This is a genomic window from Nocardia sp. NPDC058518 (genome assembly GCF_042719655.1).
Taxonomy (GTDB): Bacteria; Actinomycetota; Actinomycetes; order Mycobacteriales; family Mycobacteriaceae; genus Nocardia.
Genome location: NZ_JBHXNJ010000008.1, coordinates 78351 through 92162, shown reverse-complemented (window position 1 = coordinate 92162; position 13812 = coordinate 78351). Strand labels below are relative to the sequence as shown.

Annotated in this window: 13 protein-coding genes and 1 tRNA gene; 9 read left to right on the top strand and 5 right to left on the bottom strand. The window is 67.2% G+C overall.

What is annotated here, in order from left to right; translation table 11 throughout:
- Positions 1–33 precede the first annotated feature (33 nt).
- The 3 genes from ACFWPX_RS16485 to ACFWPX_RS16475 are packed head-to-tail and all read right to left on the bottom strand — an operon-like array spanning position 34 to position 3097.
- Entirely contained in the window at positions 34–912 is an 879-nt protein-coding gene (locus ACFWPX_RS16485) for a carotenoid biosynthesis protein (RefSeq protein ID WP_378928078.1), read from the bottom strand.
- On the bottom strand, positions 909–2474 hold the full coding sequence (locus tag ACFWPX_RS16480; protein ID WP_378928077.1) for a phytoene desaturase family protein: 1566 nt from the start codon (positions 2472–2474) through the stop codon (positions 909–911). The genes ACFWPX_RS16485 and ACFWPX_RS16480 overlap by 4 nt, the downstream gene beginning before the upstream one ends.
- Positions 2471–3097, bottom strand: coding sequence for a GNAT family N-acetyltransferase (locus tag ACFWPX_RS16475; RefSeq protein ID WP_378922617.1), 627 nt, complete (start codon positions 3095–3097; stop codon positions 2471–2473). The genes ACFWPX_RS16480 and ACFWPX_RS16475 overlap by 4 nt, the downstream gene beginning before the upstream one ends.
- A gap of 117 nt (positions 3098–3214) precedes the next feature.
- On the opposite strand from ACFWPX_RS16475, the gene ACFWPX_RS16470 reads away from it, so the two are divergent.
- From ACFWPX_RS16470 to ACFWPX_RS16450, 5 genes are all read left to right on the top strand, one after another.
- Positions 3215–3664: an SAV_6107 family HEPN domain-containing protein gene (locus ACFWPX_RS16470; RefSeq protein ID WP_378636670.1), complete on the top strand. Its 450-nt coding sequence runs from the start codon at positions 3215–3217 to the stop codon at positions 3662–3664.
- 125 nt (positions 3665–3789) lie between these two features.
- Positions 3790–4218, top strand: coding sequence for a DUF3040 domain-containing protein (locus ACFWPX_RS16465; RefSeq protein WP_378922615.1), 429 nt, complete (start codon positions 3790–3792; stop codon positions 4216–4218).
- A 401-nt stretch (positions 4219–4619) separates the two neighbouring features.
- Positions 4620–5051 (top strand): division/cell wall cluster transcriptional repressor MraZ, encoded by a 432-nt coding sequence (gene mraZ, locus ACFWPX_RS16460; RefSeq protein WP_056816815.1) that lies wholly within the window; start codon positions 4620–4622, stop codon positions 5049–5051.
- Positions 5052–5246: 195 nt separating this feature from the next.
- Positions 5247–6245, top strand: a complete 999-nt coding sequence (gene rsmH / locus ACFWPX_RS16455; protein ID WP_378921492.1) for a 16S rRNA (cytosine(1402)-N(4))-methyltransferase RsmH — start codon at positions 5247–5249, stop codon at positions 6243–6245.
- Positions 6242–7171: a hypothetical protein gene (locus ACFWPX_RS16450; protein ID WP_378928076.1), complete on the top strand. Its 930-nt coding sequence runs from the start codon at positions 6242–6244 to the stop codon at positions 7169–7171. Before rsmH ends, ACFWPX_RS16450 begins: the two co-directional genes overlap by 4 nt.
- Positions 7172–7586: 415 nt before the next feature.
- On the opposite strand, the gene ACFWPX_RS16445 is transcribed toward ACFWPX_RS16450, so the two are convergent.
- Positions 7587–7660, bottom strand: a tRNA-Pro gene (locus ACFWPX_RS16445).
- Positions 7661–8002: 342 nt separating this feature from the next.
- Between ACFWPX_RS16445 and ACFWPX_RS16440 the strand changes: the two genes are divergently transcribed.
- Positions 8003–8230: a hypothetical protein gene (locus ACFWPX_RS16440; RefSeq protein WP_378928075.1), complete on the top strand. Its 228-nt coding sequence runs from the start codon at positions 8003–8005 to the stop codon at positions 8228–8230.
- A gap of 387 nt (positions 8231–8617) precedes the next feature.
- Positions 8618–10225 (top strand): ribosomal protection-like ABC-F family protein, encoded by a 1608-nt coding sequence (gene abc-f / locus ACFWPX_RS16435; protein ID WP_378928073.1) that lies wholly within the window; start codon positions 8618–8620, stop codon positions 10223–10225.
- Positions 10226–10277: 52 nt separating this feature from the next.
- Here the strand turns inward: abc-f and ACFWPX_RS16430 are convergent, their stop codons facing one another.
- On the bottom strand, positions 10278–11999 hold the full coding sequence (locus ACFWPX_RS16430; protein WP_378928072.1) for an ABC transporter ATP-binding protein: 1722 nt from the start codon (positions 11997–11999) through the stop codon (positions 10278–10280).
- Between the two features lie 111 nt (positions 12000–12110).
- Between ACFWPX_RS16430 and ACFWPX_RS16425 the strand changes: the two genes are divergently transcribed.
- The gene (locus ACFWPX_RS16425) at positions 12111–12671 is read left to right on the top strand and encodes a TetR/AcrR family transcriptional regulator (RefSeq protein ID WP_378928071.1); all 561 of its coding nucleotides are present in this window, start codon (positions 12111–12113) and stop codon (positions 12669–12671) included.
- Between the two features lie 195 nt (positions 12672–12866).
- Positions 12867–13811 (top strand): BTAD domain-containing putative transcriptional regulator, encoded by a 945-nt coding sequence (locus ACFWPX_RS16420; RefSeq protein WP_378928070.1) that lies wholly within the window; start codon positions 12867–12869, stop codon positions 13809–13811.
- Position 13812: the final 1 nt, after the last annotated feature.

The window sequence follows — 13812 nt, the reverse complement described above, 5'->3', positions numbered from 1 at the left end:
GACGGGCCCACCGCGCACCGCGCACCGCGCCGATCAGGCCTTTTTCGCCCCGAATCGGGGTGTGTCGCGGCGGGGTCGGCGGCTCAGAACGCACGTCGCCCGCAGAAACAGAGGGATCCCGAGTAATCCCAGACCGGCGAAACCCCAGATCGCCGATGCCGGGAGGCCGAGGAACACCGCGTGCGCGAGGGTCGAGCCGAGCCAGGTCCACCCGAATACCGCGACCGGAACCGCCACCGAGGGGTCACCTGGTGGCGCGAGGAGCCGATCGAGCAGGGTGAGCAGCACCGCCATGATCACCGCGACGAGCGCCCAACCCAGGTAGTTCGTGTACGGGATCTCGGGCAGGCCGGGAAGCCCGGCGTCGGTGACCGACCAGGTCCACTGGCCGTCGGCGACCATCTGCGGATCGAGGAACAGATCCCAGCCGACCGCACCGAGGGCGAACAGTCCGACGCGCCGGGCGTTCGAGACGCTGGACGGGTCGGCCCGCTGCCCATCGGCGAGGATGCCCGCGACGACCCAGATCGGGTACAGCCCGCCGGTCCACGCCAACGGCACCGCCAGCGGGACATCGGCGAGCGCGGGCCCGAGCCGATCGACGGCATAGGCGTAGCTCCCGAAGGGAAACCCGGTCGCGGTGCCGACGATCTCGGCGGTGAGTCCCAGCCCGGACACGATGACGAAGAATCCGCAGGCCCAGCGCAATCCGCGAGTCGTCGCCGCGTGCGCCACAGCGGTCGCGGCCGACAGCACCACCACGACAACGGTGATCCGATCGCGCGTCACGCCGGCACTCAACGGGTAGGCGATCTGCACGAGCACCAGCGCCAGCGCGGTGACAGCGGGAATCGCCCGGCGGGGATCGACACTAAACCAGTCGCGCAGGCGGGCCGACGGGTCCGCCTTCATCGCTTGTACGGCAGGGTGAAGCGGCGCTTACGACGATCACCCAGGACCAGCTGAGCCGCGCTGCGACCGCTGGCCCCGGACACCCCACCGCCGGGGTGGGTGGACGCGCCGGTCAGATACAAGCCTGGAGCGCCCGGGACTCGCTGGCCCGACAACTCGGGCAGCGGACGCCACAGCATCATCTGATCGAGCGACATCTCGACATGCATCACATTGCCGCCGCGCAGACCCATCTCACGCTCGAGATCGACCGGCGTCTGCACGAATCGCTGACGCACCGACGAGGTGAAACCCGGTGCGTACCCTTCGACCTCGGCGACGATCCGATCCGCCTCTGCCTCGGCGTGCGCTGCCCAGTCGCTGCCATCGGCGAGTTCATAGGGATGCCACTGCGCCCACAGCGATAACTGATGTTCGCCGGCGGGTGCGATGGACGGGTCGAGCGCGCTGAAACTCATCGCGAGCACGACCGGGCGCGGCGGCAGCGAACCGGCGAGCGCGGCACCGTGTGCCAGCCGGAGCTGCCTGCGGTCCGAGACGAGGAACTGCAGACCACGGGCGGATTCGGTGGGGGAGACGCCGGGATATTCGGGTAGCCGATCGGTCGCCAGGCGCACCACCATGCCGATGCCGGGGCCGACCCGGATGCGGCGCTGCCAGTCGTCGAGGACAGCGGGGTCGAAATCGCCCGCGCGCAACAGGTCGAGGGTCGACAGAATATGAGAGCCCGCGATCACCGTGTCGGCGCGCAGCGTCCGGCCCGACTCGGTCGTCACCAGCCAACCGCTGCCGGATCGGCGCAGCGCGCTGACAGCGTCACCGGTGTGCAGCTCACCGCCGTCGGCACGCAGGCGTGCGATCAACGCCGCGCTGAGCGCCCCACTTCCGCCCACCGCGCGCCCGGGCGGCAAGGTGTGCATGAGCGCGGCGAACCCGGCCATCGGCGCCGTCCCCGGTTCCGACATCGGCGGACCCGACTGCGCGCCGAACCACGCCAGCGAGGCCTTGAGCCGTTCGTCGTCGAACCAGAAGTCCAGCAGCGCGTCACCGGACTGCAAGAACTCCCGCGACAACGCGGATCCACCGGCCCGCGCGTCCAGCCCCCAGAACGAGCGAACGAGTCTGCCCGGCGTCGGCGGCCCACCGAACGACCGCATCACCCGTGCGCTGCGCTCGCCCCACACCCCGACGAATCGGCGATATGCGTCAGCGTCCTTGACGCCACAGGCCGCCTCGATCGACGCGCAGGTCTCGCCGAGATCACGGTGGAACACGATCGGTGGGCGCACGCCGTCGGACGGCGTGAACCCCCATGGATCGCAGTCGAGATAGCGCAACCCGAACCGCTCGAGCTCGAGGTCCTCGATGATCCCGGTGTGCCGGATCATGATGTGCGCGGAAGATCCGCGATCGACGAGATGGCCAGGGAACCGCTCGACCGTCGACACCGCGCCACCGGGTACCTCGTCGCGCTCGAGTACCTGTACCCGCTGCCCGGCCCGCGCCAGATAGCAGGCCGCGACCAGTGCGTTGTGGCCGGATCCGACCACTACCGTCGTCACAGGTGCGCGGGGGGCATCGGCAGCCTGCGCCCGAGGATGGCGAACGGGCGGGTATCGCCCGCGAAGACGAAATTGCGGATCACATCGGTGAATCCGGCCCGCCGATACAACTTCCAGGCCCGGTTCGCCTCCTCCGGGACCTCCGGCGTCGACAGCAGCACGGCCGCCTCGGCGCGGTCGGCCAGCAATCGCTCGAGCAGCCGCGCCCCGATCCCACGCCCCTGCGCGGCCGGGTGGACGTGCAGCTCGGTGAGTTCGAAGTAGTCGGCGAGCAGGTCGCGGGCGGCGGCATCGGGCCACCCGCAGCGGCGCATCCCGGTCTGCACCTGCTGATGCCACCACTGGCGCGGCGCGCCGCTGTAGCCGTAGGCGATGGCCACGATCGGCGCGGTGCGCAGGTCGACGCCGCCCGAATCGTCGGGCAGCACCGCGGCGACCGCACGCCAGCCCGTCCTGGTGGTGTGTTCGGTCCACATCGGGGCGCGGTGGTGTTCGGTGCCACGGGGGTAATCCATGGCGGCGACATAGACCGACAGGGCGTCGTGCAGGCGTGCGCGCAGGGCGGCGACGCTGAGGTCGACGACGACGGGTGCGGGGGTGTGATTCGGCTTGACGGCTGTCATGGCTCTCGTCGGTGGCGCGCGGACGCGGAAAGTTGTCGGTGGGTGTCCCTATATTCAATCTCAATTCAAACGTTCGAATGTTAGTTCGATCAGTGCGAGGGGCGAAAGGGGCAGCAGATGGCTGGTCACAACGATGGTCGAGCGCACGCGGGCCACGATGGGCGCGCCGGCGGACTACTACGCCAGGCCGATGCTCTGCTCACCGATTCCGCCTGGGAGCACGAACCGGGCGAGCGGTTCCGCACCGCTTATCTGGCCGCGCTGCGTGGCGCGGGCTCGATGATCGCGCTCACCGGCGCCGACCGGGCACCGCGAGCACGGTCGCGCAGCGCCTGGGTGTTACTGAGACGCGCCAGCCCCGAGTTCGTGATGTGGGCCGATTACTTCGAGGCGCACTCGCAATTACGGGCCGCGCTGGAGGCCGGATTGGACCGCGCGATCACCGACACACAAGCAGATGAGTTCTGCTCACGGGTGGGCGCATTCCTCTACGACGTCGACGATGCGCTGGTAGCCGCGGCCAAGAGCCTCCCGCAGCCGAGTCGTGGCCGCGACATGACCGCTTAGTTATGACCGAGTAGGTGGTACGCCACCGATCGAACTCGTATTATGGGGAGCAGATAGCCGCCAAGGTCGGCTACCCGTCGCCTACCCGGAGGCGACCAGCCACGCCTAGTGCCGGGGGAGGTACCGTGCCACTCTCCGAGCACGAGCAGCGCATGCTCGAACAGATCGAGAGCGCTCTCTATGCTGAGGATCCGAAGTTCGCCTCGTCCGTCCGCGGCGGACGTCTTCGCTCCACGTCGAGTCGACGCAGACTCCAGGCAGCGGCGTTGTTCGCCGTCGGCCTGTTTCTGCTCGTCGCCGGCATCGCCGCCCCGTTCAAGCCGGGCGGTTTCCCGATCATCAGTCTCGTCGGATTCATCGCCATGTTCGGCGCTGGTGTCCTGCTGATGATCGGCAACTCGCGTCGCACCGCCCGACCGGATGCGACCGAGTCTCCCGCGGCGGGCAGCGGCCCGACGACGGGACCCACCGCCCGAGGCGGTCGCCAGCGCAAGTCCGGCGGCTTCTCCGAGCGCATGGAAGACCGATTCCGACGACGGTTCGAGCAGGAATAGCTCAGACCTAGCCGACTACGTTGGCGGCGCCACACCCACCACCGGGTGTGGCGCCGCCTTCGTGCGTCTATGGCCCGCTGACGCCGAAGCGCGTGGCCAGGGAAGTTCCCCCACCTTCCCCACCGCTCCCCACACTTCCCCCACGAGGCCACCCGCCCGACGGCGCACCTGCGATGTTTGCTGAACGTTGTCGGAACGAGGGGTTGCCGACCCGCGCGGGTTGCCCGAACACGGGATAACCGCGAATCTCAGTGATAGCTGGGATGACCTGCGGAATTGTGTTGGCGGGGAGCAGGATCACTCAGGGTTTCGATTGAAAGTGGGGGAAAGTGGGGTAATGTGGGTCGCGCACTACAGGAGAGGCCGTACGGCGAGGTGAATCCAGTAGGGAGGTGGCCGGGATGTTCCTCGGTACCTACACCCCCCGGCTGGACGACAAAGGGCGGCTGACGTTGCCTGCGAAGTTTCGAGACGATCTGGCGGGAGGGTTGATGGTCACGAAAGGCCAAGACCACAGCCTGGCCGTGTATCCCAAAGACGAGTTCACCGCGCTCGCGCGGCGAGCCGCGTCGGCGTCCCGAAGCAACCCGCAGGCAAGGGCTTTCGTTCGAGCGCTGGCGGCGGGCACCGACGAGCAACGTCCGGATGCACAGGGCCGGATCACGCTGTCGCCGGACCATCGGCGCTACGCGAACCTCTCGCGGGATTGCGTGGTGATCGGTTCGGTCGACTTCCTCGAAATATGGGATAAGCAGGCGTGGGAGACCTACCTCGAAGAACACGAGGAGGACTACGCGCAAGCCGGAGACGAGTCGCTGGGCGGAATCTTCTGACCCGGAGCACGCGAGTGCTGCGAGGCCTCTGCCCGGGCGTGGACCCTGACGTACTTCCCCGACGCCAGGTGCCTTGCCCCGGTCAGAGACCTCGAAGCATTCACAGCACCAACTCGTTCGACATGCACTTATTCGAAAGCACTGTGTGGCAAGGCGACCCGTCTGCGACGCGAGGCAGTATCCCGGGAGGTCGAGGTGAACCATGACGCCGAGAACCCCCGTCATGTGCCGGTTCTGCTCGAGCGCGCCGACGATCTGCTCGGCCCCGCGCTGAGCGAACCGGGCGCCGTCTACATCGACGCGACCCTCGGATTGGGCGGGCACGCCGAGCATTTCCTGCGCACGTACCCGCAAGCGCGTCTGGTCGGTCTCGACCGCGACACCACCGCGTTGCGGATGGCGGGCGAGCGCCTGGCGCCCTACGCCGACCGGATCACGCTGGTGCACACCCGCTACGACGGGATCCCGGCGGCGCTGGCCGAAGCGGGACTGGACGAAACCGGTTCCGTCTCAGCGATCCTCATGGACCTCGGGGTGTCGTCGATGCAGCTCGACGAGGCCGAGCGCGGCTTCGCCTACTCCGTCGACGCGCCGCTGGACATGCGGATGGACCCCACCACCGGGATCACCGCCGCCGACGTGCTCAACACCTACAGCCACGGCGATCTGGCCCGGGTGCTGAAAACCTATGGCGACGAACGGTTCGCGGGCAAGATCGCCTCGGAGGTGCTGCGCAGGCGGGCGGTCAAGCCGTTCACCACCAGCGCCGAACTCGTCGAGGTGCTCTACGCGACCATTCCGGCCGCGGCGCGCCGCACCGGCGGACATCCGGCCAAGCGCTCGTTCCAGGCGCTGCGGGTGGAGGTCAACGGTGAGCTCGACTCGCTGCGGGCGGCATTACCCGCGGCACTGGATTCACTGCGTGTGGGCGGACGGATCTGCGTCATGTCGTACCAGTCGCTCGAAGACCGGCTGGTCAAACACGAACTCGCGCCACGGATCGTATCCCGGTCGCCGATGGACCTGCCGGTCGAACTGCCCGGCATGGGACCGGAATTCCGGATGCTGACCCGTGGAGCGGAAAAAGCGACCGAGTCCGAGATCGAGGTCAATCCGCGATCCGCGCCGGTGCGGATGCGCGCGGCCGAACGAATCGCGGAGAGGTCAGGGAGGACACAGGAGGGGACACGATGAGCGTGCGGACGAGCACAGTCGCGGTGCCGAGCAAGACGGCCCGGCGCGTCGAGGCGGCCGAACGAGTGAAGTCCGGTGCGGCACAGCGGGCCTATGCCCGCAAGCGCACCAGGGAGCAGCTGCTCGACGGCATCGAACTGCCCGAACCGTCCTCGACGATGGCGGGGCGGATCCCGTTCGTCACCGCGATCATCGGACTGCTCGGCTGCGGCCTCGCCCTGACCCTGTTGCTCACCACCCGCGCCGCCGAGGACAGCTACCAGCTCGGTGACGCCAGGACGGTCAACCGCAAGCTCGCCGACGAGCGGGCCGCGCTGCAGCGCGAGGTCGCCGCCGCCGATTCCGCCCCCGAACTGGCCGCACGCGCACGCGAACTCGGCATGATCCCCGCGAAGGATCCGGCCCGGCTGGTGATCGGTGTCGACGGCGAGGTCACCGTGATCGGCAACCCGACTCCCGCGCAGGGTGCGCCGGTGCCGCCGCTGAACGGCCCGCCGACCACCACGCCGAACAGTCCGGCGCCGGGGCATGCCCAGGCGCAGGGCGAGCGTGTGGTGCCGGTCCAGCCGGGTGCGGCCGCGGCGAGCCCCGCCGCGCCCAACGGTGCTACGGCGAACGTGCTCGCGGCTCCCGTCACCACGACGGCCCCTGCCGTGAATTCGCCTCAAACCCCGGCCCCTGCCCCGGCACCGATCGCTCCGGTTACCGTGCCCGATCGGGTCGACGTCGCAGGTCAGGGTGAACCGCTGGCCTCCGCCGACACGCCACCGCCCGCACCGGGTGTCGTCGCCGACCCGGCGATCGCCGCGGATGCGCCGTTACCCGCTCCGGGTGCCGTCGCGCCGGGTCCCGGACTACGAGCGCCGGCGGCCGGATCGCCGAGCGAACAGCCGCAGGTGGTCGAATCGCAAGATGGTCCTCGATGAAGCAGAGCGGGCCCGCGTCGCAGCAGCGACGCGGGCCGGGCTCGTCGAGGGCCCCCCGCGCCCGCGCGCGCGCGCCGCGCGCCCCCCGAAACCTTCCCCGTGCACCCACACGGCGCCGCCACGTCGCGGGGCACGCTCCGACCTTAGTCGAGTCAGCAGCTCGATCATGAGAGCCGCGTCAGCCCCCAGCGGGGGCGCACGCAGCGTCGGTTTCAGACCAACAAGCCCTGGGCGTGAGGGGCGGAAAGGTGATCCGCTGAACTCGCCGACAGGCGCCGCGAGACAGGCTACTCGCGGGTTCTCGACAGGCCTCGGAGTTCAAAAACGTGGGGTTTCTGTGGGAATTGGCCAAAAAACGTCAAATCTCCGAAAATGCGAAACCCCCTCCGACCCAGGTCAGAGGGGGTTTTCACTGTCGGGCTGACAGGATTTGAACCTGCGACCACTTGACCCCCAGTCAAGTGCGCTACCAAGCTGCGCCACAGCCCGTTCTTGCCCCCGTCTCTGGGTGCTCGAAAAGATTACCTCACCTCTCGGCGAAGGTACTAATCGGCTGGTAGATGCACCTTTTTGCTGATCAGAAGGAGCCTCGGCCGCGATGCGGTGGAGCTGTTATCCCACCACACGGAGAGCGGGACCAGAACGGGACCGAAGGTGGTTCGAGAGCTTGTCGCCTGCATCGGTGACCTCCCGCCGATCCGGGTGTAGGTATCGCTCAGTTGTTCGACTGTCGGCATGGTCCGCGATCTTCTGGAGCAAGTGCAGGCTCACGCCGACATCGGCCAACCAGGTCGGTCCGGTGGTCCATACCCTACCCATCAATGCCCAATAGTGCTCAGCACCAAGCTTTTTCGCGAGACGACTGCTCTCAGCGATGCGCATGAATCGGCATTGATTCCGGCCAAAAGTTCCGGCAATGCCATCCAGGGATTCGCGACCAAGCGGCGTGAAGCGACGTTTGGCCCGTTGGCGGCGTTGGCGAACAACACGGGCATCATCGATTTCGGCGGGATCGGGTCAGAGTCACCGATCCGGACCCCGATAACCGCGTCGATTTGATCTGAGACCCACCGCCGGACAGCCACTTCCACGCTTCGGCGGCCCAGAGGAAGTCGCGGCGATGATCGGTCTTCTTGTCAGCGAATCCACCTTTTCGACCAGCTCGGAACTCGTACTGGACGGCGGTGCCACAGCAGGAGCCTCGTTCGTCGCGCCCTCATGAACGATGGGGAGCCGGCCACGACGGTCAATGGCATATCGACAGCGAACCAGGCCTACCGCTTGTCGCCCCGCTCAACGCCGCCGCCCGCATCCTCCGCCATCATCGTCTTGCTACCGTGGTGCGACAGTTGTCGTACGCAAGCGAGGTTGCCCGATTCTTCCGAGCTTTTCACCCGACCCCGCGGTCCCCTGACTGCGTCGTCCTCGAATGCTTCGGAGTGTGCCATGCCAACCCAGATCACCGCGCTCGCGGTCAGCAAGTCTTTCGACGGCAATCCCGTTCTCGCGGATGTGACATGTTCGCTTGACGTCGGCGAGCGCACCGGGATCATCGGCGAAAACGGCTCCGGCAAGACCACCCTGCTGCGTTTGTTCGCGGGGCGGGTGCAGCCCGATCGCGGCGAGATCGTCGTCCACGCCGAGGGTGGCGTCGGCTACCTCGCGCAAGACGAGCAACTCCCCCAGCACCTCACTGTGCAGCAGCTCATCGACCAAGCCCTCACCGAGCTGCGAGCGGTCGAAGCCCAGATGCGCCGCCTCGAGGTCGCGATGGCCGACGGCGACGAGTCCGGAATCGACGAATACGGTGAGCTGACACTACTTTTCGAACATCACGGCGGCTATGACGCCGACGCGCGAGTGGAACAGGCTTTCCACGGACTGGGATTGGGCCTGGTAGATCGCGACCGCACGATCGGCGAGCTATCGGGCGGCGAGCAGGTCCGACTACGCCTGGCCGCGGTGCTGGCGGCAGCTCCGGAACTGCTGTTACTGGACGAGCCGACCAACCACCTCGACGATGTCGCCCTGACCTGGCTGGAAGACCACCTGCTCACCCGGCGCGGCACGACGGTGGCGGTCTCCCACGACCGGGCCTTCCTCGAACGGGTGACAACCAGCCTGCTGGAGGTCGACGCGGACCGGCAGCGAGTCGTCCGCTACAACGACGGTTACCCAGGATTCCTGGCGGAAAAGGCGGCCGAGCGAGCGCGATGGGTGCAGGCGCACGCGCAATGGCTGGCCGATACCGAACGATTCCGCGAGGCCGCCGACTCCACCGCCCGCAGGGTGGCACCGGGCCGGGCGATGGCCGACAACAACAAGATGGCCTACAGCCGAGCCGGTGGACGGGTGCAGCAATCAGTGGCCAGCCGGGTTCGCAATGCGCAGGAACGGCTGCGGCGCCTGCTCGCCAACCCGGTGCCTGCACCGCCGCAACCCCTACGATTCGCGCCCACCCTGGCGACCGCCGGCACACACGGGACGGGGCTCGAGGCCACCGACATCTCCGTCGCGGGCAGACTCGAGCCGACCAGCGTGACGCTCGCCGCGGGCGACCGCCTGCTGATCACCGGCCCGAACGGCGCGGGCAAGACCACCCTGCTGCGCGTGCTGGCCGGTCAACTCGCACCCGACACCGGCACTGTCGCCCGGACCGGCAAGATCGGCTACCTCGCGCAGGAACCACCGCCCGCCGTCCGCGGACGCATGATGTTCGTCGCCTTCGCGCGCGATCGCCCGGGTGATCCAGAATTCCACGGCGACCAACTGCTCTCACTCGGCCTGTTCGACGTCTCCCAGTTCACGACGCGTGTCGAGGACCTGTCCACCGGCCAGCGCCAGCGCCTCGCCTTGGCGCGCTTGGTCACCGAACCCGTCGACGTACTGCTCCTCGACGAGCCGACCAACCACCTGTCGCCAGGTCTGGTCGAGGAGCTGGAAACCGCGCTCGCCCATTTCCCGGGAGCCATCGTGGTCGTCAGCCACGACCGGCGACTGCGCAGCCGCTGGGAAGGCACCCACCTCGCCTTACAGGCGTCGGCCTCCGTGTGAACTGCGTAGATATGCGGCCGCCCGCCACCGCCGTGGCCGAGACAACACGCGCCTACGCGAATCCACCGGCGCGGACCATCCGCGCGTAGAGGTCGTCGGCGCGCATCAATTCGTCGTGCGTCCCGACCGCCCGTACGCTGCCGTCGTCCATCACGACGATCCGATCGGCGTGCCGCACGGTCGACAAGCGGTGAGCGATCGTGACGACGGCGTGGGTGCGCGCCCGCACGGCGATCGCTTCGACGATCGATGCCTCGGTCAGGGTGTCGATCTGCGACGTCGCTTCGTCGAGAAGCAGCACGTCGGCGTCACCGAGCATCGCGCGTGCCATCGCGATCCGTTGCCGCTGCCCGCCCGAAAGGTCGGTGTCGCGAACGTGGGTGTCCAGGCCTTTCGGCTGGGCCGCGACGACCGAGTCGAGGCGGAGCAGGCGAAGAACCTCGGCCACCTCGTCGTCGGTGGCACCGCGCCGCAGGAACCGCAGGTTGTCGCCCAATGTGCCCGGCACCAAAGGGGATTCCTGCTCGACGTAGGCGATACGCGCGCGAACTTCCGACATCGTCAGGTTCCGGTACGCCACGCCGCCCACTGAGAGGGTCCCGGTGTCGGGTTCGACGAATCGCAGGATCGTCGAGAACACCGTTGTCTTGCCCGCGCCGGACGGGCCAACGATGGCGGTATGGCCGGTCGCGGGAATCCGCAGCGTCAATCCCTTCAATGCATGCGGTGCATCAGGTGCGTAGCGGACCGTGACGTCGTCGAAACGTAAGGCGGCGTCGGGCTCGGCGGTTGTCGCAGGCGCAGGCTCGTGCGCCACGTCTGCTTCGGAGTGCAGCGTCTCCATCTCCCGGATACGCATGGCGGCCGCGATACCCGACTGCATGGCCGTGATGTGCGTGGTCAGTTCCTGGATCGGTCCCATCAACGTGAACGCGTACAGCAGGAACGCGATCAGCGTCGAGACGGTCAGCGAACCGTTGTCGACGCGCCAGGCGCCGATGGCCAGGATCGCGATGATGGCGCCCTGCACGCCGGTCCACGCGACGGTCCATGCCGTTGCCGAGACGCGCACCGACTCGATCGCGTGCGTCCTGGCGTTGCGTGCGTCGGCGCCGATCAACGTGGCGATGCGGTGCTCGGCGCGGGCCGCTTTGACGGTGCGCACCGAACGCAGGCTGCCTTCCAGCACTCCGCCGAGGCGGCCGAGCGATTCCTGAGTTTGCGCGTCCGCCTTGGCAATTCGCGGCATGAGCGTTCCGAACAGCATGCCGACGACGACGATGGCCAGCACGGTGACGCCGAGGAGCATCATGTCGAGCACACCCATGAGGATCACGGTGCCCACCGTCAGGAAGGTGGCGTTGATGATGCCGATCACCGCCGACGACGCGGCCTCCTTGAGCAGCAAGGTGTCGGCCGTGACGCGCGTGACCAACTCGCCTGTGGGACGTGCCTGCACCGACGGAACCGTCGCGCCGAGCAGTCGTCGAACGAGCGTCGTGCGTGCGTCGAAGACGATATTCTCGGCGACGGTCCCGAGCAGGATCCAGTAACCCCACCCGAGTGCGGCGCCGATGACGAGCAGCACCAACAGGGCAAAGGTCGGGCCCATGATCGACGCGCCCGTACCGAGAGCGTCGAGGATCGATTTGGTCACCATCGGCGTCGCCATCACCGTCGCGGAACTGCCGAGGGCGAGTACGAGACCGATCAGCAGGGTGCGTGTGTGCGGTCGGGCATAGCCGATCAGGACACCCAGGTTCGACATGGTCATCGGTGGAGCTGTTTCGATGGGGGGAGCAATCGTCGTCACCCTTCAATGGAACAGCATTGTTCCATTTTAGTAAAGCGAATATCCAGACTGGATCTCCCTTATGCTGCACCTGTGGAGGAAGTCGAAGAGACCAGTGCCCGCGAACGCACCCGTCGCGCGATTCTCGATGCGGCAGTGGCGACGTTCGCGAAATCGCCCAACGCGTCGCTGACGGAAGTCGCCGAGAAGGCGCGCGTCGGGCGTACGACGCTGCACCGCTACTTTCCCGAACGATCCGACCTGATCACTGCCGTCGGGCGGCTCACCGAACAGGCCGTGGCCGACGCCTCGAAGCGTGCGCGCCTGGCTGACGGGACAGGGCTCGACGCGGTCCTGCGGCTGTGTCAGGAGTACTTCGAACTCAGCGATGTCCTGACGGTCATCTTCTTCACGTCAGGCGTGTACGACGAGACCATGTCGTGCCTGTCCGACGACGCCGCGATCGTGGCGATAGAACGGGGGCGCGACGACAGCTCGATCGACGCAGAGCTCGACGCCTCGTGGATCCTGAACATGATGTGGGCGTTGCTGTATGCCGCCGTCGACCACGTCAATCGGGGGTCGGCCAGCCGCATGCATGCGCAGACACAGGCGCTGACGAGTCTGCGCAAAGCGATACGTTCGCCCAGGTGACCGATACAACCCTGCGGTATGCCTGTTCGACGTGAGCCAACTCGGTCGATAAGGCGACCGCCCTCGGAGACAATGCTCGCCGACGATGACCGCCGAACCGCTGGCGGAATTCGTCGCGGGAGCGGTCGAACGGGCAATCATGATCCTGCCAGCGACCTTGATCTATGACGCCGGTCACACCGCCGACTCGCCCCTGTGAACTCTACTAAAGTCTCCAAAGGAGCCACCTGCGGCCTGTTTTTCGCCGCTATTTGTACTGTAGTATCAACTCGACGACCGAGCGAGAGGGGGCTCGAGATGTTGATGGTCGACGTACTCGGCCAGATGCGGATACGCACCGATTGCGACAGAGAAGGGGGATCCCACCGCTCCTCGATGCGTCAGGTCGTCGATAACAGCCACATGGGCACCGCGCTGGCGATATTCGCCTGCTCTCCGGGGCGAGTGGTGGAAATCGACCACCTGATCGAACTCATGTGGCACGGTCGACCCACTCGGACCGCTCGACAGAGCGTTCATGTCCAAGTCAGTAAGTTACGCAGGATTTTCACCGATCTCGGCGGTGACGGAAGCGCCGTCATCCGCAATGCCCGCAACGGCTATCTGCTCGACGACCGGCTGGTGACACTCGACGTCCAGCTGTTCACCGAACAAGTGCGCCAGGCACACTCGGCGCATCGCCTCAACGACGCCGCAGCCTCGCTGAAACTCTTCGACAACGCCCTCGCACACTGGCACGGAAAGCCGTTCTCCGGCATCGACCTGCCCCGCGAACTCGCACGGCACAGCGAATCCATCGAACGCATTCATCTCAGCGCCCGCGAAGGTCGCGTCGAAGTACTGATCAACATGGGCGCCGGACGGGAACTGATCCCCGAGCTCGAGTCCCTGATCGGACACGACCCTTTTCAGGAATTCCTGCACGGCTGCCTGATGATCGCGCTGTCCAGAAGTGGGCGACGCGGCGAAGCACTGCGCCTGTACCAGAATTTCGCCCGGCATCTGCATCGTGAACTCGGGATACCCCCCGGCGCTGAGATCCGGCATATTTTCGAGACCGTTCTCAGCGGCCGGGACGTATCCAGAATCTGGGTCAGCCCACTGGACCACGACCTCCACGAAGACGCAGGGGTCGCCTAGG